This window comes from Flavobacterium magnesitis (assembly GCF_041729735.1).
Lineage (GTDB): Bacteria > Bacteroidota > Bacteroidia > Flavobacteriales > Flavobacteriaceae > Flavobacterium > Flavobacterium magnesitis.
In genome coordinates, this window is sequence record NZ_JBCFQK010000011.1 from 43,287 (window position 1) to 67,681 (window position 24,395).

At 33.1% G+C, this 24,395-nt stretch carries 24 protein-coding genes; 9 read left to right on the forward strand and 15 right to left on the reverse strand.

The window, feature by feature from the left end; all coding sequences use genetic code 11:
* Positions 1 to 3: 3 nt before the first annotated feature.
* Together AAGV33_RS08930 and AAGV33_RS08935 are read right to left on the reverse strand one after the other, a co-directional pair.
* The gene (locus tag AAGV33_RS08930; RefSeq protein WP_373391629.1) at positions 4 to 1,068 is read right to left on the reverse strand and encodes a glycosyltransferase family 9 protein; all 1,065 of its coding nucleotides are present in this window, start codon (positions 1,066 to 1,068) and stop codon (positions 4 to 6) included.
* Between the two features lie 137 nt (positions 1,069 to 1,205).
* Positions 1,206 to 2,021 carry a 2,3,4,5-tetrahydropyridine-2,6-dicarboxylate N-succinyltransferase gene (locus AAGV33_RS08935; RefSeq protein WP_373391630.1) on the reverse strand — a complete coding sequence of 272 codons (816 nt, stop codon included), beginning with the start codon at positions 2,019 to 2,021 and terminating at the stop codon, positions 1,206 to 1,208.
* Between the two features lie 144 nt (positions 2,022 to 2,165).
* On the opposite strand from AAGV33_RS08935, the gene AAGV33_RS08940 reads away from it, so the two are divergent.
* From AAGV33_RS08940 to AAGV33_RS08960, 5 genes are all read left to right on the forward strand, one after another.
* Positions 2,166 to 2,900, forward strand: coding sequence for a class I SAM-dependent methyltransferase (locus tag AAGV33_RS08940; RefSeq protein ID WP_373391631.1), 735 nt, complete (start codon positions 2,166 to 2,168; stop codon positions 2,898 to 2,900).
* A gap of 73 nt (positions 2,901 to 2,973) precedes the next feature.
* Entirely contained in the window at positions 2,974 to 3,207 is a 234-nt protein-coding gene (locus AAGV33_RS08945; protein ID WP_373391632.1) for a hypothetical protein, read from the forward strand.
* Positions 3,197 to 3,478, forward strand: coding sequence for a type II toxin-antitoxin system RelE/ParE family toxin (locus tag AAGV33_RS08950; protein WP_373391633.1), 282 nt, complete (start codon positions 3,197 to 3,199; stop codon positions 3,476 to 3,478). Before AAGV33_RS08945 ends, AAGV33_RS08950 begins: the two co-directional genes overlap by 11 nt.
* Positions 3,479 to 3,895, forward strand: coding sequence for a Holliday junction resolvase RuvX (gene ruvX, locus AAGV33_RS08955; protein ID WP_373391634.1), 417 nt, complete (start codon positions 3,479 to 3,481; stop codon positions 3,893 to 3,895).
* Positions 3,896 to 4,008: 113 nt separating this feature from the next.
* On the forward strand, positions 4,009 to 5,502 hold the full coding sequence (locus AAGV33_RS08960) for a malate:quinone oxidoreductase (protein WP_373391635.1): 1,494 nt from the start codon (positions 4,009 to 4,011) through the stop codon (positions 5,500 to 5,502).
* Between the two features lie 31 nt (positions 5,503 to 5,533).
* On the opposite strand, the gene AAGV33_RS08965 is transcribed toward AAGV33_RS08960, so the two are convergent.
* Entirely contained in the window at positions 5,534 to 7,765 is a 2,232-nt protein-coding gene (locus tag AAGV33_RS08965; protein ID WP_373391636.1) for an FUSC family protein, read from the reverse strand.
* A 197-nt stretch (positions 7,766 to 7,962) separates the two neighbouring features.
* Between AAGV33_RS08965 and def the strand changes: the two genes are divergently transcribed.
* From def to AAGV33_RS08985, 4 genes are all read left to right on the forward strand, one after another.
* Positions 7,963 to 8,550 carry a peptide deformylase gene (gene def, locus AAGV33_RS08970; protein ID WP_373391637.1) on the forward strand — a complete coding sequence of 196 codons (588 nt, stop codon included), beginning with the start codon at positions 7,963 to 7,965 and terminating at the stop codon, positions 8,548 to 8,550.
* Between the two features lie 87 nt (positions 8,551 to 8,637).
* On the forward strand, positions 8,638 to 9,111 hold the full coding sequence (locus AAGV33_RS08975) for a DUF5606 family protein (protein ID WP_373391638.1): 474 nt from the start codon (positions 8,638 to 8,640) through the stop codon (positions 9,109 to 9,111).
* A gap of 84 nt (positions 9,112 to 9,195) precedes the next feature.
* Positions 9,196 to 9,969, forward strand: a complete 774-nt coding sequence (mazG, locus tag AAGV33_RS08980; protein WP_373391639.1) for a nucleoside triphosphate pyrophosphohydrolase — start codon at positions 9,196 to 9,198, stop codon at positions 9,967 to 9,969.
* Between the two features lie 573 nt (positions 9,970 to 10,542).
* Entirely contained in the window at positions 10,543 to 11,730 is a 1,188-nt protein-coding gene (locus AAGV33_RS08985) for a transglutaminase-like domain-containing protein (protein ID WP_373391640.1), read from the forward strand.
* Between the two features lie 130 nt (positions 11,731 to 11,860).
* Here the strand turns inward: AAGV33_RS08985 and AAGV33_RS08990 are convergent, their stop codons facing one another.
* From AAGV33_RS08990 to AAGV33_RS09045, 12 genes are all read right to left on the reverse strand, one after another.
* Positions 11,861 to 12,178, reverse strand: coding sequence for a hypothetical protein (locus tag AAGV33_RS08990; RefSeq protein ID WP_373391641.1), 318 nt, complete (start codon positions 12,176 to 12,178; stop codon positions 11,861 to 11,863).
* A gap of 271 nt (positions 12,179 to 12,449) precedes the next feature.
* Entirely contained in the window at positions 12,450 to 12,767 is a 318-nt protein-coding gene (locus tag AAGV33_RS08995; protein WP_373391642.1) for a hypothetical protein, read from the reverse strand.
* A 113-nt stretch (positions 12,768 to 12,880) separates the two neighbouring features.
* Positions 12,881 to 13,513, reverse strand: a complete 633-nt coding sequence (locus AAGV33_RS09000; protein WP_373391643.1) for a response regulator — start codon at positions 13,511 to 13,513, stop codon at positions 12,881 to 12,883.
* On the reverse strand, positions 13,510 to 15,165 hold the full coding sequence (locus AAGV33_RS09005; RefSeq protein ID WP_373391644.1) for a sensor histidine kinase: 1,656 nt from the start codon (positions 15,163 to 15,165) through the stop codon (positions 13,510 to 13,512). Before AAGV33_RS09005 ends, AAGV33_RS09000 begins: the two co-directional genes overlap by 4 nt.
* A 434-nt stretch (positions 15,166 to 15,599) precedes the next feature.
* Entirely contained in the window at positions 15,600 to 16,499 is a 900-nt protein-coding gene (locus tag AAGV33_RS09010) for an alpha/beta hydrolase family protein (protein ID WP_373391645.1), read from the reverse strand.
* A 286-nt stretch (positions 16,500 to 16,785) separates the two neighbouring features.
* Complete coding sequence (locus AAGV33_RS09015; protein WP_373391646.1) at positions 16,786 to 18,285, reverse strand: FGGY family carbohydrate kinase; 1,500 nt, start codon at positions 18,283 to 18,285, stop codon at positions 16,786 to 16,788.
* Positions 18,286 to 18,583: 298 nt separating this feature from the next.
* Complete coding sequence (locus AAGV33_RS09020) at positions 18,584 to 19,474, reverse strand: ABC transporter permease (protein WP_373391647.1); 891 nt, start codon at positions 19,472 to 19,474, stop codon at positions 18,584 to 18,586.
* A gap of 86 nt (positions 19,475 to 19,560) precedes the next feature.
* Positions 19,561 to 21,051, reverse strand: a complete 1,491-nt coding sequence (locus AAGV33_RS09025; protein WP_373391648.1) for a sugar ABC transporter ATP-binding protein — start codon at positions 21,049 to 21,051, stop codon at positions 19,561 to 19,563.
* Between the two features lies 1 nt (position 21,052).
* Positions 21,053 to 21,667 carry a DUF2291 domain-containing protein gene (locus tag AAGV33_RS09030; RefSeq protein WP_373391649.1) on the reverse strand — a complete coding sequence of 205 codons (615 nt, stop codon included), beginning with the start codon at positions 21,665 to 21,667 and terminating at the stop codon, positions 21,053 to 21,055.
* Between the two features lies 1 nt (position 21,668).
* Positions 21,669 to 22,589, reverse strand: a complete 921-nt coding sequence (locus tag AAGV33_RS09035) for a D-ribose ABC transporter substrate-binding protein (RefSeq protein WP_373391650.1) — start codon at positions 22,587 to 22,589, stop codon at positions 21,669 to 21,671.
* Positions 22,586 to 23,548: a transketolase family protein gene (locus tag AAGV33_RS09040; RefSeq protein WP_373391651.1), complete on the reverse strand. Its 963-nt coding sequence runs from the start codon at positions 23,546 to 23,548 to the stop codon at positions 22,586 to 22,588. Before AAGV33_RS09040 ends, AAGV33_RS09035 begins: the two co-directional genes overlap by 4 nt.
* Positions 23,548 to 24,387: a transketolase gene (locus AAGV33_RS09045; RefSeq protein WP_373391652.1), complete on the reverse strand. Its 840-nt coding sequence runs from the start codon at positions 24,385 to 24,387 to the stop codon at positions 23,548 to 23,550. The genes AAGV33_RS09040 and AAGV33_RS09045 overlap by 1 nt, the downstream gene beginning before the upstream one ends.
* Positions 24,388 to 24,395 lie beyond the last annotated feature (8 nt).

Here is a 24,395-nt window from a genome sequence, read left to right on the forward strand (position 1 = left end):
GGTTTAATGTAGATGTATATTTAAAAAATTAGTTAAACTCTCAAAGATAAGAGATGGTTTTAAAAGATTGTAATAATGGGCATAATTTTTTTTACGCTCTTTTCGACTTTTATTAGTTAATAATTTAGGATAAAAATCCTTTAAATGTATTGCTTTGTTTATTATGCCATCGTCGAATGTACTCCAACTTTCTTTATCTATCCAGGGAGAAAAAATAGTGTATGTTGGTTTGTTTAGTGCTTTTGCCATATTAATTGCTCCTCCGTCATTTCCTATAACTAAATCACATTGATTCAAGAGAGCAATGAAGGTTCTTAAATCATCACCTAATAAATCAAAATAAATTTTTTCTTTTGTGGAAATACTACAAGCATCAAAAATTTTTCTGGCATCGTTAATTTGTTTTGGGAAATAATTAAAAATAATATTTACATCATTATTTGTTGCAATATAATCAATTATTTGAGTCATGTAATTTAATGGATAAGTCTTAGCATTTTCACTTCCTAAAAGACTAATCATTATCGTTTTTCTTTGTCTGTTTATTTGATGTTTGTTAAAAAGTGTAGATGCTTTTTGATTCTCTTCAGCTGTGACAAATAGTTTTGGATAGGGATCAATAGATATCTCTAAATTTAATGGATTTAATAATGAGAATCTTCTTTCAATAGCTAATCCCATTTGTGTTTCAGGGCTTGTAGCAAAGTATACTTTGTCTGTATATAAAAAGGAAAGAAAATTTTTTTTATATGAAATGGTTCTTTTAGCACCACTCAGAAATACAATAAGAGCACTTTCTAAATTTAAATATGCATCAATTACTAAATCATATTTTGTAGCTCTAATTTTGAGTGCTAGATTTAAAAATTTTGTTTTGTTTTTTTTGTGTTCTTCTTCAAATAAAATGATATTATCAATACTGGTATTTCCCTTTAAAACAGGAATGGTTTCCTTGTAAACTAAATAATCTATTTGAGCTTCAGGGTAAGCTTTGCATAAATTGTTGCAAATAATACTACTGGCAAGTACATCACCAATCATTTTTTGTTGAATTACAAGTATCTTCATTTCTTAGAAAAAGCAATTGATTAAGATTATTACAAATTGAAGCAAAAAAAATCAATTTTAGAGATTAGTTTTAAAATAAAAATTCCAAACTCCAATTAATATTGGAATTTGGAATTTAAAATATTGAGATTTAGAATTTATACCGCTACATCATATTCTCTTAACGCATTGTTCAATGAAGTTTTCAAATCTGTAGATGGTTTACGTGTACCAATGATTAAAGCACAAGGCACTTGGTATTCTCCTCCGGGGAATTTTTTAGTATAACTTCCAGGAATTACTACTGAACGAGCAGGAACAAAACCTTTCATTTCTACCGGAGTATCTCCAGTAACGTCAATAATTTTAGTAGAAGCAGTCAAACATACATTTGCACCCAGAACGGCTTCTTTACCTACGTGAACACCTTCAACAACAATACATCTAGAACCTACAAAAGCACCGTCTTCAATGATAACCGGAGCAGCTTGTAATGGCTCTAAAACACCACCAATACCAACACCACCACTCAAGTGAACGTCTTTACCAATTTGAGCACAACTACCTACAGTTGCCCAGGTATCAACCATTGTACCAGCATCAACATAAGCGCCAATGTTTACATAACTTGGCATCATGATTACACCACTAGAAATAAAAGAACCGTAACGAGCAGAAGCACCAGGAACTACACGAACTCCTTTTTCGGCATAGTCTCTTTTCAATTCCATTTTGTCATGGTATTCAAAAATTCCAGCTTCCCAAGTTTCCATTTTTTGAATAGGGAAGTACATCACTACTGCTTTCTTAACCCATTCGTTTACTTGCCATCCGTCCCCTTTTGGTTCAGCAACACGTAATTTTCCTGAATCTAACAATTCGATTACTTCTCTAATCGCGTTAGTAGTTGTTTCTTCTTGCAACAAAGCTCTATTTTCCCAAGCTTGTTCTATAATTGTTTGTAATGCGCTCATTTTTGAATATTTTTTGGCAAAGATATGTTTTTTAAGTAAAATCAAAAAAGTTAATTGGAGGGAAGATGTTATAAAAAGGTTTGGATGTTTTTTTGCCTTTTTAAAAGTTGTAAATTTGAACAAATAAAAGAAAGAAGAATTCTAATGAAAGATAATTTTTCAAAACAAGCTTCGGCTTATTCTAAATTCAGACCCCAATATTCAGATGAAATAATTGCTTACATTATTTCATTTGTCGAAAATAAATCAAAAGCACTTGATGTAGCTACCGGAAACGGTCAGGTGGCATATAAATTGTCAGCAGCTTTTGAAGAGGTTTACGGAATTGATATCAGTCAGAATCAATTGGATAATGCTTATGTAGCTGATAATATTATTTACAAAGCAGCTTCGGCAGAAAATACTTTTTTTGAAGATCAGGAATTCGATTTGATAACAGTTGCTCAGGCAGTGCATTGGTTTAATTTTGATTTGTTTTATAAGGAAGTATACCGAATTTTAAAACCCAATGGTGTTATAGCTGTTTTAGGTTATGGACTTTTTTCTACTAATTCGAATACGGATATTATTTTACATGATTTCTATTATAATATTGTTGGACCTTATTGGGATGCGGAACGAAAATATTTAGATGAAAATTATCAAACCATTCCATTTGCTTTTGAAGAACAAGCGGTAGAAAAATTCGAAAATCAATTAGAATGGAGTTTTGAGGAATTGATTGGTTATTTGGAAACTTGGTCTTCAGTTCAACATTATATCAAAAAAAACAATAAAAATCCATTGGATTTAATCCGAGATACGCTAAAAACATCCTGGGAAGAAAATGATAAAAAAGTGACTTTTCCCATGTTGTTGCGAATAGGGAAGCTGAAATGATTTGTTGTTAGCAAGAATTAATTCGATAAAAATAATTTGAAAAGCTTATATTTGTATTGTAAATGAAACTGTTATGGAAGCGATTAGATTAGAGTTTAAATCAGAGATTAAAGAAAAAATTTTAGAATTATTAAGTTCGTTCTCTTCAGATGAATTAAAAATAGTTCAAGAAGATCCTGATTTCGATGCAAATAAGAAAAAATTAGATGCTGCTTTGGCTAAGATAAAAAATGGAACAGCCAAATTTTATACTATTGAAGAGGTTGACGCAATTTTGGAAGAAACAATTTCTAAGTATGAAAATTAAGCTTCAGGAAGAATTTTTGTTTGAACTTAATAATCAGATTAATTATATCTCAAAAGATAAACCAGCTGCAGCTAGAAAGTTTAAATCTGATTTATTGAGAAATATTAAGAAAGATTTAAAAAATCCATTTCATTTTAAAAAATCCAGATATTACAATGATGAAAGCATTAGAGATTATGTTTTTAAAGGATATACCGTTGTATGTTATATTGATTTAGATCAAAAAATAGTTTCCGTTTTCGGTTTCATAAAACATAAAAACGCTTTATAAATGCCCAGAATTCTCTCCATAGACTACGGTCAAAAACGTACAGGAATTGCTGTTACTGACGAAATGCAAATTATAGCTTCGGGATTAACAACCATTCCCAGTGCTACGGCTATCGATTTTTTGAAAGATTATTTTTCGAAAGAAAAAGTAGAATTGGTACTTATTGGCGAACCCAAACAAATGAACGGACAGCCTTCTGAAAGTGCTTCCATCATTAAAGGATTTGTAACGCATTTTACCAATCATTTTCCTGATATGAAAGTGGTTAGGGTTGATGAACGTTTTACTTCTAAAATGGCTTTCCAAACCATGATTGATAGTGGTTTAAAGAAAAAACAACGTCAAAATAAAGCCTTGATTGACGAAATTTCGGCTACTATCATGCTACAGGATTATTTGTCCCGAAAAATGTTTTAATAATTCTTTGTTAAACGGACTAAACTTAGTGATAAATGTAACTTTTTCGGTCGGAATTAGTCTTTTAATTACAATAATATTAAAGTATCTTTGCGGCTTATAAAAAAAATATTATGTCTGATACAACAATACGTTCAAGTAGTGATGTAGTTCTTATTGGAGCTGGAATTATGAGTGCCACTTTAGGCTTAATTTTAAAGGAATTACAACCTGATATTACCATTGATATTTACGAAAGATTAGATAGAGCAGCAGCCGAAAGTTCTGATGCATGGAATAATGCTGGTACAGGACATTCTGCATTTTGCGAATTGAATTATACACCAGAAGGAAGCGATGGAAGCATTGATCCTAAAAAAGCAATCAGTATTGCGGAATCTTTTGAGGTTTCTCGTCAATTTTGGGCTTATTTGGTGCAAGAAGAAAAAGTATCAGCACCAGAAAATTTTATTAAAAGAATTCCACATATCAGTTTTGTATGGGGAGATAAGAATGTTGAGTATTTAACAAAACGTTACAAAGCTTTACAAGCTAATCCGCTTTTTAAAGAAATGTTGTTTAGTACTGATTTTTCAGAATTGAAAAAATGGATGCCTCTAGTGATGGAAGGCAGAAAGGAATCAGAAAAAGTAGCAGGAACTTCTATGGCGATAGGAACTGATGTGAATTTTGGGGAATTGACTCGAAATATGTTTGGTTATTTAGCCAAAATGGAAGGGGTTAATATGTACTTTCATCATGAAGTTCAAAAGTTAAGACAACGTCAAGATAAATCCTGGAGAATAAAAATCACGAATCTAACTAATGGATCAATCAGAAAAGCCTATACTAAATTTGTATTTATTGGTGCAGGTGGAGGTTCGTTACCATTATTAGAAAAAGCCAATATACTTGAAGGAAAAGGATTTGGAGGTTTCCCTGTAAGCGGACAATGGTTAAGATGTACTAATCCAGAAGTAATTGCGCAACATGAATCTAAAGTATATGGGAAAGCGAGTGTAGGAGCACCACCTATGTCTGTTCCTCATATTGATTCCAGAATGATTAATGGTGAAAAACAGTTGTTGTTTGGACCTTTTGCAGGATTCTCTACTCGTTTCCTGAAAAACGGTAAATATTCTGATTTGCCAAAATCCATTCAATTAGACAATATTGTACCGATGGTTATGGCGGGAATCAAAAATATTCCTTTAACTAAATATCTTATTGAGCAAGTTCGTCAATCTCCAGCGGATAGAATGAAAGCTTTAAGAGAATATGTTCCTGGTGCAAGATCTAAGGATTGGGTTATAGAACGTGCCGGACAAAGAGTTCAGGTAATTAAAAAAGATGAAAAAGAAGGTGGTAAGTTAGAATTTGGTACCGAGGTAATTACTTCTTCAGATGGAACATTATCTGTTTTATTAGGAGCTTCTCCTGGAGCTTCAACAGCAGTTTCTATTATGATTGATGTAATAGGAAGATGTTATAAAGACCAAATGAAAACTCCAGAATGGCAGGAAAAGTTTAAAAAGATGATTCCTTCTTACGGACAAAAATTAAACGAAAACCCAGAATTGTTGGATGAAGTTAGAGCAAATACAGCAACAATTCTAAAATTAAAATAGTTACTTCAATACAAATACAAGAATCCCGACCTTATAGTTGGGATTCTTTTTTTATGCCCATTAATAACTCTGTTGTTTTTATAATATTTTCAGATAAATTAGTTAGCCAGATTAATTGTTCGATTACTAATTGCGCTTCTTGCATCTTGATTTGATAGGCTTCTTCGTCAATCAATTTTATTTGTTTTAGCTCTTTTGCTCGAATATTTTTCAATTCGGTAAGTCTTTGGTTTAAGTCTTCGTTTGAAGCAACCGAATTGGAATCAGGATTTGGATTACTCAAAATAGTTATAGAAAACTCTAAATTTTCAATTACCTTATCTACTACAACATTAAATGCTTTCGATGCCTCAGTTGTTTTATGTGATTGAATGTACGTTCCTAAAGAAGCCGTAGAGGATAATAACGAATGATTCAGCACAGTGAGTTTGTAAACCTGTGGAAGCCTGTTTTGTTTTGATTTTGGTTCTTGTAACATTCGCTGAAAAGAAGCCATTAAATTCCCAATTTCAATAAAAGCTTGTTTTCTGGCTAATCGATATTCAGTAGGCACTTCTCCTTTTTTATTATATAATAAAGAAATCTCCTTTAAATAATTACGATTGGCTTCAATGGCATTTTTGATATATGCCGGGAGATTTAAAAACTCCCAAGAAGGCCATAAAAAATAATTAGCAAGCAAACATAAAGTGGCACCAACAATGGTGTCTAAAATTCGATATTCAATTACATTTCCGTTATCTGGCGCTAGAATGCCGTAAATTAAGATAACATAAATAGTAATAAAAGTAGCTCCAATTTTATAATTACTTGGATTAAAAGAAAACCCTAAAAGCATTGAAACAATAGCAATTGTACTAATCAAATAAGAATCATGAACCACAGAAAGGATTCCAAAAGCAATAATTCCTCCCACTAAAGTTCCAAAAATACGATGATACGTACGCTCATTTGTAACTCCAAATCCTTGTTTCATGATTACCACTATGGTAAGAATAATCCAGTAAACATTTTCCAGAGGAAGTACTTTTCCTATCATGTAACCTAACAAAATAGTGATGGTTATTCTAAGTGAATGCCTGAAAACAGTAGAAGAAAAACTAAAATTTTCTACAAAAGTACTTAACGGATAATATTGAGGTTTGATGAATTTTTCAATGTCTTTGTCGCGCCCTTTTAAGTCTCCTGAATTAATATTAACAGTGTAAGCGCGTTCTAAGGTGATAATTTTTTCCGCTTGTTTTTCGGCATAATGCAGCATTGTAATGAGCATTAAAACCTCTTCTGAAGAAGAATCGGTTTTTAATTCTTTTTTGTAATCTTTAATCGTATTTTCAAATTGTTGTAAATCTTCAATTAAATTGTGTTGTGATTCGTAGGGCTTGCCGTCTTGGATGCTTTTGGATAATAATTTTAGGCTTTTGGCTAAGTTATAAGCTAATTTTTGATAGTTTTCTAAGGCTTTAGGATAGCTATCAAATTTTTGATGCAACTTATTGTGGTCAAAAGAAGTGGATATAGCAAGTTCCAGTATTTCTACTAAAGAAATAAAACTCAGCAACATTTTTCGGTTTTGAGAAGAAGAACCTGATTTTGTTCTGCTTGTAATGAGTATTTCTCGAATGTTTTCGTGCAGGATATTCAGCTCTACCTGAAAATGCAATTGTTTTTTGGTAATGGCTTTTCTATTCGAATTCAATTCCCAAAGATCACCGCGTAGTTTTAAGTATTTTGCGGTAAGTCGGATGCATTCTGCCATTTGTAATTCGACATAACGATTGGGTTTTATGTAGAAAAAAACAATAGAAATAAGCGTATAAAATAAACCTCCAATTAATAAAAGTCCCGAATATTCTAGCATTTCCCAACCCGAATTTAAATGTGCAAAAGCCAGAGAAAGAGATAATAAAGCCGAAAAAGAAACCATAGTGGCACGTTGTCCGTACACTAAAATCATGGAAACACAAAAGATCAGTGAAACCAGTACAGGATAGAATAAAAACGGATAGGGATAGCAAAGATTAATGATAAAATTGACTCCAGCAATAATTAATGAAGTCACCAGCAATCCGTTAATTTTATGTTTTAAATTACTAGGAATATCACTTGGAAAAGTAAAAAAAGCACCCAGAGCAATAGTGAAACCTATTTTAAAATGATCAAAATAGGAAAACAATAATACGGGAGAAACCGCTGCAATGGTTACTTTTAGCGCATTACTGAAATCAGTACTCGAAATAAATTTCTGAATTTTCGAAATCATAAATTTGGGATTATTTACAAAGGTATGAATTGTGCCATTTATCAATGGGTTAAATGAAATTGTTTTTCCTATTTTAATTTAAAAACACTATTTATTCTTTTCGCTTTAAGCTTTGTCTAAATTTTTACTATTTTTGGCAATCCTAAATTATAGGAGTCTAAACCGTTATTTGAAGGGAATAATTTAATACAACAACAATGATTTTACCAATTGTAGGATATGGTGATCCCGTTTTGAGAGCAGTAGGAGCCGAAGTAACAGCCGAATATCCTAACTTGAAAGAAACAATTGCCAACATGTACGAAACAATGTATAATGCATATGGAGTAGGATTGGCAGCACCACAAGTAGGAATAGCGATACGTTTATTTGTAATCGATGCAACACCTTTTAGTGATGACGAAGATTTAGCAGCCGAACAACAAAAACAGTTAAAAGGATTCAAACGTACCTTTATTAATGCTAAAATTATTAAGGAAGAAGGAGACGATTGGAGTTTTAACGAAGGATGTTTAAGTATTCCTGATGTTCGCGAAGATGTGTATCGCAAAGAAAGAGTAACTCTAGAATATTGCGAAGAAGATTTTGTGATGAAAACAGAAGTTTTCGACGGATTAATTGCCCGAGTAATTCAGCATGAATACGATCATATTGAAGGTGTTTTGTTTACGGATAAAATTTCGTCTTTAAAAAAGCGATTAATCAAAGGAAAACTGAAAAATATCATGGAAGGGAAAACCTTTCAAGATTACAGAATGCGATTTTTTGCTAAAAAAGGAAGATAAATAGTTGCAGAATAATCTATTTTGGTATTGTTTTTGAACAATAGTAACCAATAATAAAAATGAATTCTTAATAATAATAATAAAAGCATGAATTTAGAAAAAATATTAGCGATTTCTGGAAAACCAGGATTATATGTTTTAAAAGTACAAACACGTACTGGTTTTGTAGCAGAATCATTGGCAGATGGAAAAAAAATCACAGTAAGTTTAAAAAGTAATGTGAGTTTATTATCTGAGATTTCAGTTTACACTTATGATGGCGAAAAACCATTAAAAGAAGTAATGAGTAATATTGCTGAAAAAGAAAATAATGGTCCAGCTATTTCGCACAAAGAAGACAATACAGCCTTAGCAGCTTATTTTAAAGAAGTTTTACCAACTTATGATGAAGAAAGAGTATATGCTTCAGATATTAAGAAAATTTTAAATTGGTACAATACCTTGCAAGCAAAAGGATTGATTGAAGCTGAAACAGCAGTAGAAGAAGAAGTTGAAGCAGTTGCTGCCGAAGTCGAAGCTCCGGCTGAAAAACCAAAAAAAGCTAAAAAAGTAACAGAATAAATTCATTCTGAATTTTTATAAAAATCCTGTGTTCTAAACTAATTAGGACACAGGATTTCTTATTTTTACACAAAACAAAACACCATGAACGCAAGACAAATACAACTACAGGCTTTTGAAAGATTATTAGATATCATGGACGATTTGCGTGAAAAATGTCCTTGGGATAAAAAGCAAACTTTGCAAACCCTGAGACATCTTACCATTGAAGAAACTTACGAATTAGGTGATGCCATTTTAGACAATGATTTGAATGAAGTAAAAAAAGAGTTGGGTGATTTGTTATTGCATATTGTTTTTTATTCCAAAATAGGTAGTGAAACCAATGATTTTGATATTGCCGATGTGTGCAACGAAATTTGCGAAAAACTCATTCACCGTCATCCGCATATTTACAGCGATACGTTGGTGAAAGATGAAGAAGAAGTCAAACAAAACTGGGAAAAATTAAAACTCAAGGAAGGTAAGAAATCAGTTTTGGAAGGCGTTCCTAGAAGTTTACCAGCCTTAGTAAAAGCCAGTAGAATTCAGGATAAGGTAAAAGGAGTAGGCTTTGACTGGGAAGAATCACATCAGGTTTGGGACAAAGTGCAGGAAGAATTACAAGAACTGCAAGAGGAGGTAAAATTAGGAAATCAAGATGCCATGGAAGCCGAATTTGGCGATGTATTATTTTCGATGATAAATTATGCCCGTTTCCTGAATATTAATCCAGAAGATGCATTAGAACGAACGAACAAAAAGTTCATCAAAAGATTTCAATATTTAGAAGGCAAAGCAGGAGAATTAGGTAAATCCTTAATGGATATGTCCTTATCAGAAATGGATATTTTCTGGGAAGAAGCGAAACGACTTTAGAAGACAGATTTCAGATTTTAGAAAGCAGAATTTAGATTTGAGAATTTAATGCTATTAAAAAAATAACTGTAAGACTAGCATTTTTAGTAAGAATGAGTACAAGAGCACTAGCTAACTAGCGAAGCAATCTCATTATGGTAACCTATAAACTACGACTATACAACACCGATTAAAATTTTATGTAAAGTTTTTTCAGACAAAATCATTGATGGTTTTTTCAAATTTGTTTTCGGATCTAGGTGAAAGCGTAATTTTATAAAAATGAGATAATTTATGGATTAAACAGTAAAGAATAATGATTTTTTTCTTTAAAAAAATTAAGATGTTAAAAATTAATAATTCACTAAGACAGCTGTTTATTCATGATTTTATTCTTTATTAAATAGGGTATTTCTATATGTTAAATATAGAATCTTTTTAATATTCAGTTGAATTATTATATTGTTTTTTACTAGTTTTAGTTCTCAAAATTCAATTTTTTAAGCTTGTCATAGCCCGTAAATCCTATAATCGCATATAAATTGAATTTTAGAATTATTAAAGTTTTTATATGTAACCCCCATTTTTAAATCCATGAAGAAATTTAGTTGTTTTATTTTCGTTTTTATAATTATTCCTTTTTTTGCGTTCAGCCAAATTAAAAACAGAGTTTTTCTACCAGAATATGATACCTTATTGCATAAAGCATTAGAGAAATCTGGTGATAGAAAGGACTCCTTGCAATATTTTTTAAATGCGGTGCCTATGCGTCATTATGAAGCGGCTTCTTTTCTAATAGCATATATGCCTGAACGAGACTTGAAATCATTATCAATACCGTTTATTAAGGATCAAATTGATGGTGCTTACAAAGCGAGAAAAGAATTTTCATGGAGTGCTAAATTACCAGATTCCATTTTTTTTAATGAAGTATTACCCTATTATTGCTTTGATGAAAATAGAGATAACTGGAGAAATGATTTTTATTTAAAATTTTCACCATTGGTTAAGGATAGTAAAAACGTTCGGGAAGCAATTAAGGCTGTTAGCACTAACATCAGGAATCTTTTATCGGTTGATTATAATGTGAATCGCAGTATTGTAAATATTAGTCCGTTTCAATCTATAAAGGAAAAAATGGCTACTTGTACAGGGCTTTCGTTTTTATTGGTAGATGCATTGAGATCGGTTGGGATTCCAGCTCGAATGGCGGGCACTCCTATGTGGACAAATATGAAAGGAAATCATAGTTGGGTAGAAGTATGGGTGGATGGTCAGTGGTATTTTACAGAATATTATCCTGAGGATTTAAATAAAGCCTGGTTTTTAGCCGATGCAGGAAGAGCTGATGTATCCAATCCAAGACACTGGATTTATGCTTCTTCTTATAAACCAAAAGAAACTTATTTTAGATTAGAATGGGATACCCTTTCTAAAGCTATTCATGCCGAAAATGTTACTCAACGATACATCGATTTGTATGAAAAAGAGAAAGTTTTAGAAAATTTAAAACCAGATGAAGTATGGATTAGCTTACAACTTTACAAATCAGATAAAAATTTGCAACGAGTGTCAGAGAAAATAAGCATAGAACAAGAAGGGAAAGAATTAGATTTTGGCTATTCGCCTTCGCCTATAGACGATTTAAATAAATTTTTAAAGTTCAAAGTAACAAAAAATAATTCCTATAAATTGGTTTATTTAGATAGTAAAGGAAAAGAAAAACATACTGATATTACGGTAAAAGGTGAGGAAGAATTATTTAAATTGTATAAAGATTAAAACTTTCGAATACCTGAAATAAAATAAAGGCTGTCTGAAAATTACTTTTCGGACAGCCTCTTTAGTTTACGTTGAATCAGATTTTAGTCAGTAACAAATTTCTGGACTATCTAATTCAATTAGTAATACATTAGCCTTTTTTACTCCATGGACCATGGTTTTTGTATGCTGGCCCAGTTAATTTTTGTCTATCAGAACCAATTTTCACTTCAACTAAATCTTGTTCTACAGTGTTTTTTCCTGGTTTTTGATTTTTATATGCAGGCCCTTGAAGCGATTTTTTATTGTTGTCTGAGTATATTTTAGTAGGCTCAGTTTTGTGCATCCAGTGTTTGTAATTTTTATAAGCTGGACCTTTTAAATCACTTTGTTTTACATTGTTTTCTTGTTGTGCAAATGCCCCAAAAGAAATTAATAAAACTCCTAAAATTAATGCTATATTTTTCATGACTATTACTTTTAATGTTCCTTACAAAGATACATTCAGTAATAGGCTTTCGGGATTATGTGAATCTACCCAATTTGCATCCGTATTTATACGGATATTGTATAATTCTTGAATAGTTTGATCTTCCAGATAATTATCAGGGAGAGAAAACAAAATAAAGGCTGTCCGAAAAGTAATTTTCGAACAGCCTCTTTAGTTTTCTAATGGCTGTTGAATCAGATTTTAGTCAGTAACAAAATTTCTGGTCTATCTAAATTCAATTAGTAATACATTAGCCTTTTTTACTCCATGGACCATGGTTTTTGTATGCTGGTCCAGTTAATTTTTGTCTATCAGAACCAATTTTCACTTCAACTAAATCTTGTTCTACAGTGTTTTTTCCTGGTTTTTGATTTTTATATGCAGGTCCCTGAAGTGATTTTTTATTGTTGTCTGAGTATATTTTAGTAGGCTCAGTTTTGTGCATCCAGTGTTTGTAATTTTTATAAGCTGGACCTTTTAAATCACTTTGTTTTACATTGTTTTCTTGTTGTGCAAATGCCCCAAAAGAAATTAATAAAATTCCTAAAATTAATGCTATATTTTTCATGACTATTACTTTTAATGTTCCTTACAAAGATACATTCAGTAATAGGCTTTCGGGATTATGTGAATCTACCCAATTTGCATCCGTATTTATACGGATATTGTTGTTTTTGGGTATTATATTAAATTCATTTTTGTTGCTTTTTTAATGAGTTCGGCGGTATTTTTTACTTCTAACTTTTTTAAAATATTGGCGCGATGGGTTTCTATTGTGCGTGAACTCACAAATAATTTAGTAGCAATTTCTTTAGTTGTTAACCCTTTAGAAATTAATCCCAAAACTTCGGTTTCCTTATTGGACAAAATATTTTCACTGATGCTGTGTGTGGACATAAAGTTGATCATTTTTTCAGAAATTTCAGCACTAAAATATTTTTTCCCTTTATTAACGCTTCGTATTGCAAGGATTAATTCAGCTTCATCTGTATTTTTTAATAGGTATCCGTGAGCACCCATTTTAGCGCATTTTGCAATGTAATTACCATCATTGTGCATAGAAATTACAATAGGTTTTATATTAGAAGTTAAGGTTTTCAATTCTTTTAAAACCTGAAAACCATCCATATTGGGCATAGTAATATCCAGCAATACAATATCAGCCTCAAATTGGCTATTGATAAGCTCCATGAACTCAAAACCATCAGCAACACTCTTAACTATTTTTATATCATCATGCTTTCTTAGTAGCTCAGCAAGTCCTTTTCTAAAAAGCTCATGATCATCAGCTATTATTAATTTGATTTCATTCATAATTCTATGGGTAATTCAATTTCAAAGGTTGTATTTCCGGGATTTGCATTGATTGTAATGGTACCGTTGCAAATTTCTACACGTTCTTTGATGTTAATAATTCCTAAACCTAATTTAACAGTGTTGATATCAAACCCAATACCATCATCAAAATAAAAAAGAGAAACAAATTCATCAAATTCTGAAAGGGTTATTCGGATATTTTTTGCATTCGAATGTTTTAATGAATTATTAATTAGCTCTTGGCTTATTCTAAAAAGATTAATAGCTTGATGGTTTGTTATATTAGAACTTTCCTGTTGGGTTAAATCTTCATATTCAATAGTTATAGTTGTCGATTTTTTCAGACTTTCAATAAAGTTGGTTAACGTATCTCCAATTCCAAAATCATCTATTGAAGCAGGCATTAAGGCATTTGACATCAATCTGATTTCAGAAATAGTATCATCAACTATTTTTTTCATTTCTGTTTTCTTTACTTCATTTTCCACTCTGTTTTCAATATAGTGCTTCAAAGAGGTTAAATAAGGACCTACACCATCATGGAGCTCGCGCGAAAGTCGACGCCTTTCATTTTCCATACCGTTTACCAACATCCGTTTTGATTGTATTCTGGTATTTTCTTCGTTATTTCTAAACTCTATAAGCTTATCTCTCATCGCTAAAAGGCTTTTTCCCAGCAGATCATTAGAACTTTTAGGCTTAAAATTGGTATTTAAATTCATTTTTCCAATATCATCGGAAAATTTTACGGCACCTTGCAAAGAAGCTTTCAAATTCGCCAGAGCATCAAACATTTCCTTTATTTCCTTAGAATTTTTTATAAATTCACTGGTTTGGTTATAGTCTCCTCCTGCCATAATTCGGAGACTTTTTTGCATATTCTTAATTGGGTTGATAATAATTCTTGTCAGAAAAAGAGAAAGCATCACAGCCAGTAAAAAAATAGCAAGAGTTAAACCTACAAGTCTTTCTTTTAATTCTTTTAAGGGGATAGTAACCTCATCAACATCTATTTCAGATAGAATCACCATCTTTAAGTTTCCAATTACTATGAGACTGTACACACTATATACATCAATACCTCTATAATCCTTAAAAACACCTCTGCCGGTTTTCCCTTTAAAAGCATTGTTCACACCTTTTGTTTTTACCAATATGGTGTAAGGAGTTTTATTGGGATAAAAACGGGATTGAGAACGCATTCGGGAATCTTCACCCACAAGATAGGATTCGCCACTGTCACCCATTCCTGTACGTTCAAGGAGTATTTGTTTAATTTTGTTGTAATCAAAAACTTTAATCTTTGTACCTCTTTTCGAATTTGAGATAAAACCTATTGTTGTTTTTTTATCAACATGGTACGCTGTAAAATCGTGAATTCCATTGCTGTTTTTAATACTATCCGGAAGCTTTAATACGGTACTATCCATGCTTTGGCTATACAATTCGGAAGCCTCAAATCGTTCCCATTCTGATTTTAATAAATGTTCAATCTGATTTTGCTTGAGTGTTTTAATAGAATTTAATTGCAGTAAAATACGATCGTTTAAAACGTTTGAAAACTGCTTGTATGAAGAAAAAGACAATAAAGCAATTACCAATGCGATTAAACTATTAATTATAATCAGTATTAATGTTTTGATGTTCATTAAAATCTATTTTAACGATAAAGTTGGTTTAGTACGGTGGATTCAAGTCATAAATATAACTTTTTCCTAGTTCTTTATGTAAATATACTTGGTTTAGTGCTTTAAAAGAAACTTTGAAGCAATAGTTCTACTAAATTTTCTAAATGATGGGAAGTTAGAAGTCAGAATTTAGATTTCAGAAGACAGAAATAAAATCTTCAATCTTAAGACTTCCACACAAAGTTGTCATGCTGACGAAGGAAGTATCTCCGCAAGAAACTTACGTTAGCTGTTGGAATTGTATTGTTTAACGTGTGTAGCGAAGTCGGAAGACTTCACAGAGCTGGGATTTATAGCACAAAAATTCAATAGAATTACTTCTGTTGAACTTTGCAAAAATGCTAAATCGAAGGACTTCAGCCCCGATTTTGAAAAGCCTTGTTGTAGGCAGTGCTTTATTTTGATTTTTTAGGATTTTTATTGTTTATTGTTTTCTGTTTGATCCATTGTATTGAAATGTCAAAAGGTGTTGTAATATCGATAGAGGAAGTATTGTGTCCTAATGTTGGAAACAAGGTATATTCAAAAGGTTTGCCTTGAACTTTAAATGTGTTTAATTGCTCTATACACAACTTTACAGGAATTTGTATGTCCTTTTCACCAAAAAGCCAAAGTCCGGGAATTGAAAGAGCATTCAAAGAAGTTTTTGGGTCAGTTGCCACAAATTGATACTTGTCGGGGTCATTTTTAGTATGTTCACGGGCATCTGCGTCTGTATGATTTTCCCAAAAATTATTATTTCCGTTAGTGTAAAACTGAAATCGGAGTTGTTCCAGAGTCGTAATAGTTGGACAACTAAATAAAACCATAAATTCTATTTGTGGATTTTTGCTCGCAGTAATTGGAATTATCCATCCTGCTTGACTGAACCCAACTAATCCAATAGGTGTTTTTTTATCTTTCAAATAGGTTTGAAATGTTTTTACTGCCTCATTTGCGTCGTTAGATAATAAATTAAGATTAGTAGTGTCAATATTATTCGTGCCAACAGATGGTCCAACATACACACCACCAGATTCTCCAACACCACGTTTGTCATATGTCAATACAGCAATACCTTCCTTAGCAAGACGTTTTGCGAAATCCATTTCTCTTTTTACTGGGTCAGATCCGTGAACAATGACAACTGCTGTAAATGGATTTTTAGGTCTTAAAATTGAGCCAGCAAGAGTGACGCCCTGACTTTCAAACTTTACATCTTGAATTGTAAAGTCGACCGATTGAGAAAATACCATTTCTGGTAAAGTTATTAATAATAACCAAAGAAATAAGTTAGAAAAAAAGTTAATGTTCATTTTGGTTTAATATAAAAATTGTTTGAATGGTTCGTTAGCATTGCCTACAACTTGTTTATACCCGCATAAAAATTCCATTTTTATTCCAAAACGGCATGTTATGCGCCTATTTTTGTTTGAATTGATGTGTATAATTTCTAATTACTCAATACAAAAATAAAAATATTTCTTACGTATACAATAACAGCCGCTTTAAAACGGCTGTAAATTGGTAATACTATTTTTTGAAAATCTATTTTAACTATTGTGTGCCGTGTTCTACAATCTGCCTTCTGATTTCTATATTCTAAAATCGAGCTATTTTCTCTTTCCAACCTGAATAACCATTTGTTGGTAATTCATTGTTTGTGTTTGCAGCAACTTGTTCGGTTTGGCTTTTATTAATTTCCGAAAGTTGTTCAATACTACTGTAAACACCACTTTTAAGACCTGATAAATAGGCAGCTCCTAAGGCGGAAACATCAGGATTTCGTTGTTTGTTGAGTGGAATCCCTAACAAATCGGCTAAAAAATGAATGACAAATTTATTTTGAGTCATTCCGCCATTTACTGAGATGGATTTTAAAGGGGCTTGCATGTCTTTTGCCATCGCTTCCACCACATCTTTTATTTGGTAGGGAATACTTTCTAAGGCGGCTCTTATAATATGATTTTTAGTAGTTCCAAAAGTCATTCCTTCAATGGATGCTTTTCGGCTCATTTGCCAGTGTGGCGCACCCAGTCCGCTAAAAGCAGGAATCAGATAAACTCCAGCATTATCTTGAATAGCGGTAGCCATCGCAGCGGTTTCGGCAGGATTAGAGAACAATTGCAATTCGTTTCTCAACCATTCGATAGTAGAACCACAGGAAACAATTGCGCCTTCCAACGCATAATCTATACGGTTTTCGGTGCTCCAGCAAATGGTGGTTAACATTCCAGAATTAGATAAAACAGCTTTGTCGCCAATGTTCATCATAATCGAACTTCCTGTTCCAAGAGTAACTTTGGCAGTCCCTTTTTCGAAACAACCTTCTCCGAAAGTCGCCGCATGTGAATCGCCAATTAAAGAAGTAATTGGGATAGAAAATGAGGTTTTTTGGTTTAAAATTTGCCCAAAATGAACCATTCCAAAATCATGCGAGGAAGGGCAGGGTTGAGGTAAATTTAAGTTGGATAATCCCCAAGTTTCTAAAATTTCGCTATCCCATTGTAGCGTATGGATATTAAAAAGTAAGGTTCTGCAGGCATTTGTATAATCAGTTTTGAAATGAGTACCATTGGTCAATTTGTACAAAATCCAGCAATCTACCGTTCCAAAATATACTTCGCCTTTGGTCACTTTTTCTTTTAATTTCGAATCATTTTCCAGTAGCCAAAGCAATTTGGTTCCCGAAAAATAAGGATCTAACAGCAAACCTGTTTTTTGTTTAATCAAATCATTCTGCCCCTTTTCGATTAAATCAGTACAAATGGAAATAGAACGTTTACAAGCCCAAACCACGGCTGGAACCAATGCTTTTCCATCTTTGTCCCAAAGCACAAAAGTTTCTCTTTGATTGCTAATCCCGCAGGAAACAATGTCAGCAATGTTTAAGCCTTTTTGGGTAAAATCATTCACGCATTCAGTTACCGAGTCAAGAACATTTTGATAAATGTCTTCTGGATTTTGCTCTACAAAACCATTATCAAAATAATTCGTTTTTAAATCGACACTGCCTTTAGCCGCAGCCTGTCCTAATTCGTCAAAAAGTATGGTTTTAGTACTGCTGGTACCTTGGTCAATGGCAAGAATATATTTTTTCATTTTTTAGTTTAAAATTTACTTTTCAAAGCTTAATTGAATAATAAACAATTTTTTATAAGAGAAACAGTGAATAGAACTATTTTACCATTAAGAAGTTAAGGAGCATTAAGGCTCTGTTTAAAGTTTATTAAAATTAATTCCCCCATTTCAGCGGCGGATATAATTTTGATGAATTTTCAAGAAATTTTCCACCCTTTAGGGACGGGGAAAAGGAAATTTCTTTTTTTAATGAATTTTAAACAGGCTCTAAGTCTTAATTATCTTAATTTCTTAATGGTAAAAAAAAGAATTAATGTTTTTATTTGTTTTTCTGATTCATTTTATCAATAATCACGGCTAATAAAATAACAATACCTTTTACTACTTGTTGCCAGAAAGGCGAAACATTGAGCAAAACCAATCCGTTGTTTAAAACTCCAATAATTATCGCACCAATTACAGTTCCTGTTACCGTACCCACGCCGCCAGATAGCGAAGTTCCTCCAATAACTACTGCAGCAATTGAATCGAGTTCATAACTCATACCCGCATTGGGTTGTGCAGAGTTCAATCGGGAAGTGACTAAAATTCCGCCTACAGCTGCCATCATTCCTGCAATTCCATAAACCGCTAGTTTGATTTTATTGATGCTAATTCCAGATAAAAAAGCTGCTTTTTCATTTCCTCCAATAGCATAAATGTAACGTCCAAAAGTGGTTTTATTGGTTAAAAAAACGACGATTAGTACCATAATTAACGAAATCCAAACCGGGACGGGAATTCCTAAAATCCAGCCTGAACCAATAAATTCAAACTTAGGACCTAAATTAGAAATAGGAATTCCTTCGGTGTATAGCATTGTCAAACCACGGGCAATAGTTAACATGGCTAGTGTAGCCACAAAAGGTGGAATGGAGAATTTAGTAATGACCCAACCGTTGAATAGACCTAAAGCCATTCCAATGAGCATGGCGGCTAAAATGGCTCCTAAAACGGTAAAGCCAATAAACAAATCCAGAGATTCAAAAACAAGTCCATTTTTTAATAATCCCGCACAAATAGCGGCTGTAAGTCCTAAAATTGAACCTACCGAAAGATCAATTCCAGCCATTAAAACCACTAATGTCATGCCGACAGAAATGCAGACATTAACTGAGATTTGTCTTAATACGTTCCAGAGATTGGTGCTGGTCATGAATTTATCAGACATGAGACTAATAAATAAACACAACAGAAATAGTGCAATTAAAGATTGCGATTTTTTAATAACGGGGTGGTTCAAAGTGATGTTCATAATTATTCAGGTAAGGCTGATTTTAATAATTTATCTTCGTTGGCATCTGCGGCTAAATAGGAAGCTTTAATCTTTCCTTCGGCCATCACTAAAATTCGATCCGAAAGTGCTAGTATTTCGGGAATTTCAGAAGAAACTAGTATGATACTCATTTGGTTGGTTGCTAGTTTTTTAATGAGATTGTAAATTTCGTTTTTAGCATTAATATCGATTCCTCGTGTCGGCTCATCCAGCATTAAAATTTGTGGATTGGTTGCAAGCCATTTTGCTAAAACTACTTTTTGTTGGTTTCCTCCACTCAAATTTTGGCACAATTGAGTTTCAGAGGGCGTTTTGATGCTTAATTTTTCAATATAATCTTTTGCAGAAGTTTTGTCTTTTGTAGCATTCAAAAGTCCAAATGACGCCAGATTAGTCAGGCTGATATTAGATGAAATATCCATACCTAAAACCAATCCTTCGGTTTTGCGGTCTTCGGTTACAAAAGCCAATCCATTCTCGATGGCATTTTTAGGGTTTTTGATTATGGTTTTTTGTCCATTAATTTCAATATCACATTCGCTATTAGACGGATGCATTCCGAAAATAGTTTCCAAAAGTTCGGTTCTGCCAGCACCCAATAAGCCAAAAATCCCCAGAATTTCTCCTTTTTTTAATTCGAAAGAAATGTCCTGAAGTAATTTTCTTGTTTTAATGTTTGGATTGATGAGGTTTAAATTGGTTACTTTTAAAATATTGTTGCCTAATTGATTTTGGGTGTTTTTTTTCTCAATTAGCACTTCACGTCCCACCATTTTTCGGATCAAATCCTGCTCGGTAGTTGCTTTCATTTCTCCGGCATCAATAGTATTTCCATCTCTTAAAACGGTGTAATTCTCGGCAATTCGGAATAATTCGTCCATTTTATGAGAAATGTAAACAATGGTTTTTCCTTCTGCTTTTAATTGCTCAATAATGCGATGTAAATTTTCAATTTCCTTGTCACTCAAAGCAGAAGTAGGTTCGTCCATCAAAATAATATCCGCATTGGAGAGTAAAGCTTTGGCAATTTCGACCAATTGTTGTTCGCCTACTTTTAGTTTTTGAACCAGTGTTTTCGGACTAACATTCAAGTGAATTTTATCAAAAATAAGTTGGGCTTCCGCTTCCATTTTAGCACGATCCAGAAGTCCAAAAGCGTTTAGATTTTCTCTTCCTAAAAATAAATTTTCGGTTACACTCAGTTCAGGAATGAGGTTTAATTCCTGATGAATAATGGCAATTCCTGCATTTTGAGCTTCTTTAATATTCGAAAATGAAACAGTTTGTCCATTCAATTTAATTTCGCCATCGTATTCGGTATAAGCGCCTGTCAAAATTTTTAACAAAGTCGATTTACCAGCACCATTTTCTCCCAATATCGCATTGACTCTTCCAGGATAAAATTTAAAATTTACCTGATTGAGCACTTTTACGCCTGGGAATTCTTTCGATATCTTAACTGCTTCTAACAATTTATTGAAGTTTAATTTGAGATGGAATAATGGTTAGGTCATTAAATAAATTTTGCTTTTTACTTAATTTGATTGCGCCTGTAAACGAAATGCTGTCACCAATTTTAACCGACTTAATTTCTTTAGGAATGACTTCGTTTCGAATAATATCATTCAAAGATTCGGATACCTTATTAAATTCCGAATTGGTCTTAAAATCAGTTAGTTTTACTAAACCCGAAGCATCCCGAATGGCGTTCCCAAAAATGTATTTGGTGTCAATGTAAACGATACCATTTTTTTCGTCAGCAATAGTGTAAAGTCCGTCTTTAATAGCAATGATTTTCCCAGTGCTTTGAATCATAAAATAAGCCGAATTTCCTATTCCAAGTCGGTTTCCGTGCTTTTTGAAAGCCGTTTCAGAATTGCTTTTCACCAAACCAATTAGCGCCTCCAAAGAGATGTTTTTCTTGTTTTTTAAAATGCCTTTGTAATAAATGGAATCAGCATAAGCCTTGAAGTCAAAATTTTCTTTTTTGGCTTCTTTAACCACACTTAGTTTTTTAAAATAAACCGATTGATACCCTAAAAAAGCGAGTAGTAGCAACGCTAAGATATATACATATTTTTTTTTCATGCTAATAGTCTTTTATGTTTGCGGCGTTTACTAATTCGACTTCTACAGGAACTCTTTGAGGAAAAATACGTCGGCCTTTGAAATATTCATCTGCATATTGGGCGGCCGTTTTTGCCATCACTAAAGGAAATTGCATTCCTGTTGCTACAATTTTCTTTTCACGAATTTTTTCAATGACATCTCCCGCACCATCAAAACCAAATATTTTAACTTTATAAGCTTTTCCAGCCGATTGTAATGCCTGAAAAGCACCCATTGCCATGGCGTCATTACCACAAAAAACAGCATCAATATCAGGATTAGCCTGCATGATGGTTTCTAAAACTTCCATTGCTTTATTGCGGTCGAAATTGCCACTTTGTTGAGCAACCATCTTTAAATTAGGGAATTTATCTACCACTGAATGAAATCCACCTGAACGCGCCCAAGTGTTGTTATCGCCTACTAAACCTAAGATTTCTACATAATTTCCTTTTTCTTTTAGTTCTTTTACAAATTCGATTCCGATAGAAACACATCCGGAATAATTGTCCGAAAGAATCTGACTGGTTGCTGCATCATCGGCATTGATTTCTCTATCCATGCAAAATACTGGGATTCCAGCTGTTTTGGCTTTTAGCACATTGGAAATCGAACCATCAGAATCGGTTGGATTCAACAAAATAGCATCATAACCCGAAGAAATTAGGTTTTCAAAATTGTCTGATTCAACCGCCGGATTGTTTTGAGAATCGAATATTTTAGCTTCATAGCCCAATTTCTCAGCATTTTTTGCTGCTGATTCGGCTAACATTACAAACCAAGGATTGTTTAAGGTAGAAACAACTACTGCAATTTTTTGCTTTTCATTTTTTTCTTTTGAAGAACATCCAAAAATAAAAACCAATGCTAATAGAACGAAAGAAATCTGTTTTATTTTCATAGTTTCAATAGGTTTAAAGCCGTTTTTTGTAATCCTTCGCCCGAAATTCCATAATGATTAAAAATTTCGATTTGCGAACCCGAAACGGTATGATCATCAGGAAATCCTACGATTTTGAATTTGTTAGTAAAGCCATTTTGGAACAATAAAGAAGCCACTGCTTCTCCAAGTCCGCCGTTGATGGAATGTTCTTCAACGGTAATAATTGGTTTTCCGGTAGTTGCTGTTGCTAATAATAATTCCGTATCCAAAGGTTTAATAGTGTGTAAACTGATTATTTTACAGGAAATGTTATGTTCTTTTTCTAGTAATTTTACGGCTTCGACACAAGGTAAAACAGCTTCACCAGTAGCAATAAATGTCAAATCATTTCCTTCCTGAATGATACGACCTTTACCAATTTTAAATTCCGAATGAGTGGAGTCTGATTGCAAATTGGCAGGCATTCCTTTTTTTCCAAAACGAATGTAAACAGGACTTTTCATTTCAGCAGCTGCTTTAATCGCTTGGGCAGTTTCAAAATTATCCGCTGGAGCAACAATACTAATATTATTGATGGCTCTCAAAACCGCAAAATCATGCAAACTGTGGTGCGTAGTTCCTAAAGCGCCATAACTGACACCCGCACTGATACCAATTAATTTCACAGGATTGTCTGAATAGGCTACGTCATTTTTAATTTGTTCCAATGCTCGAGCAGTCAAAAAACAAGCCGGAGAAACAGCAAATGCTTTTTTGCCCATACTGGCTAATCCTGCTGCAACACCCACTAGGTTTTGCTCAGCAATTCCCACTTCTACAATTTGGTCTGGATATTTTTGTCCAAAAGGCACTAGTTTTCCTGAACCACGAGAATCGCTCGTAACTACCATAATATCTCTGTCTGTGGCGGCTAAATTTTGCAGTACTTCTGAAAAAATCTCCAAATTTGCGACCGCTGTTGTTTTAATTTCTTCCATTATTTTAAAACGGTTTCAAGTTTTTGTAATTGTTCATCTAATTCCGTCATCGCCAGCTTGTATTGCTCTTCTGAAGGAACGCCATGATGCCATTTTAATACATTTTCCATATAACTGATTCCTTTTCCCTTGGTTGTATGAGCAATGATAAAGGTTGGTTTTCCTGCCACTAAGGGTAAATTATTGAATGTATTAGAAAGTTCTTCCAGATTATGTCCGTCAACGTGTTTTACTGCCCAACCAAAGGATTCCAGTTTTTGGTCAATAGGTTCTAAGCCCATCACATCAGCATTGGGAGCCGTAATTTGTAATTTGTTATAATCTAAAATAGCGCATAGATTGTCTAGTTTATAATGAGCAGCAAACATCATTGCTTCCCAGTTAGAACCTTCGGCCATTTCTCCATCACCCAGAACAGTGAAAACTTTTACAGCCGAATGGTCTTTTTTAGCAGCTAATGCAGCTCCGGCAGAAATAGGCAATCCGTGTCCAAGTCCGCCCGTATTTTGTTCAATACCAGGAATCGATTTTGTGGGATGTCCTATGTAAGGCGAGTTGTATTGGCACATAGTCAGCAAATCTTCTTCGGGAAAAAAGCCTTTGTCGGCTAAAACAACATACAATGCTTCCACACTATGACCTTTACTCTGGATAAATCGGTCTCTATCGTTAGAATCAAAATTCTCTGGAGAAACGTTCATTACATCATTGTACAATACATTCAAAATATCTAAAATAGACAAGCTTCCTCCAGTATGTCCTGCCTTAGCATGATAGATGTATTGAATTACTTTCTTTCTGCTCTCTATGGATTTTCGTTTTAATTCTTCTAGCTGCATTTTGTTTG

Coding starts and splice junctions, on each gene's coding strand:
- AAGV33_RS08930 (WP_373391629.1), bottom strand. CDS start 1,068: ATGAAGATACTTGTAATTCAACAAAAAATGATTGGTGATGTACTTGCC.
- AAGV33_RS08935 (WP_373391630.1), bottom strand. CDS start 2,021: ATGAGCGCATTACAAACAATTATAGAACAAGCTTGGGAAAATAGAGCT.
- AAGV33_RS08940 (WP_373391631.1), top strand. CDS start 2,166: ATGAAAGATAATTTTTCAAAACAAGCTTCGGCTTATTCTAAATTCAGA.
- AAGV33_RS08945 (WP_373391632.1), top strand. CDS start 2,974: ATGGAAGCGATTAGATTAGAGTTTAAATCAGAGATTAAAGAAAAAATT.
- AAGV33_RS08950 (WP_373391633.1), top strand. CDS start 3,197: ATGAAAATTAAGCTTCAGGAAGAATTTTTGTTTGAACTTAATAATCAG.
- ruvX (WP_373391634.1), top strand. CDS start 3,479: ATGCCCAGAATTCTCTCCATAGACTACGGTCAAAAACGTACAGGAATT.
- AAGV33_RS08960 (WP_373391635.1), top strand. CDS start 4,009: ATGTCTGATACAACAATACGTTCAAGTAGTGATGTAGTTCTTATTGGA.
- AAGV33_RS08965 (WP_373391636.1), bottom strand. CDS start 7,765: ATGATTTCGAAAATTCAGAAATTTATTTCGAGTACTGATTTCAGTAAT.
- def (WP_373391637.1), top strand. CDS start 7,963: ATGATTTTACCAATTGTAGGATATGGTGATCCCGTTTTGAGAGCAGTA.
- AAGV33_RS08975 (WP_373391638.1), top strand. CDS start 8,638: ATGAATTTAGAAAAAATATTAGCGATTTCTGGAAAACCAGGATTATAT.
- mazG (WP_373391639.1), top strand. CDS start 9,196: ATGAACGCAAGACAAATACAACTACAGGCTTTTGAAAGATTATTAGAT.
- AAGV33_RS08985 (WP_373391640.1), top strand. CDS start 10,543: ATGAAGAAATTTAGTTGTTTTATTTTCGTTTTTATAATTATTCCTTTT.
- AAGV33_RS08990 (WP_373391641.1), bottom strand. CDS start 12,178: ATGAAAAATATAGCATTAATTTTAGGAGTTTTATTAATTTCTTTTGGG.
- AAGV33_RS08995 (WP_373391642.1), bottom strand. CDS start 12,767: ATGAAAAATATAGCATTAATTTTAGGAATTTTATTAATTTCTTTTGGG.
- AAGV33_RS09000 (WP_373391643.1), bottom strand. CDS start 13,513: ATGAATGAAATCAAATTAATAATAGCTGATGATCATGAGCTTTTTAGA.
- AAGV33_RS09005 (WP_373391644.1), bottom strand. CDS start 15,165: ATGAACATCAAAACATTAATACTGATTATAATTAATAGTTTAATCGCA.
- AAGV33_RS09010 (WP_373391645.1), bottom strand. CDS start 16,499: ATGAACATTAACTTTTTTTCTAACTTATTTCTTTGGTTATTATTAATA.
- AAGV33_RS09015 (WP_373391646.1), bottom strand. CDS start 18,285: ATGAAAAAATATATTCTTGCCATTGACCAAGGTACCAGCAGTACTAAA.
- AAGV33_RS09020 (WP_373391647.1), bottom strand. CDS start 19,474: ATGTCTGATAAATTCATGACCAGCACCAATCTCTGGAACGTATTAAGA.
- AAGV33_RS09030 (WP_373391649.1), bottom strand. CDS start 21,667: ATGAAAAAAAAATATGTATATATCTTAGCGTTGCTACTACTCGCTTTT.
- AAGV33_RS09035 (WP_373391650.1), bottom strand. CDS start 22,589: ATGAAAATAAAACAGATTTCTTTCGTTCTATTAGCATTGGTTTTTATT.
- AAGV33_RS09040 (WP_373391651.1), bottom strand. CDS start 23,548: ATGGAAGAAATTAAAACAACAGCGGTCGCAAATTTGGAGATTTTTTCA.
- AAGV33_RS09045 (WP_373391652.1), bottom strand. CDS start 24,387: ATGCAGCTAGAAGAATTAAAACGAAAATCCATAGAGAGCAGAAAGAAA.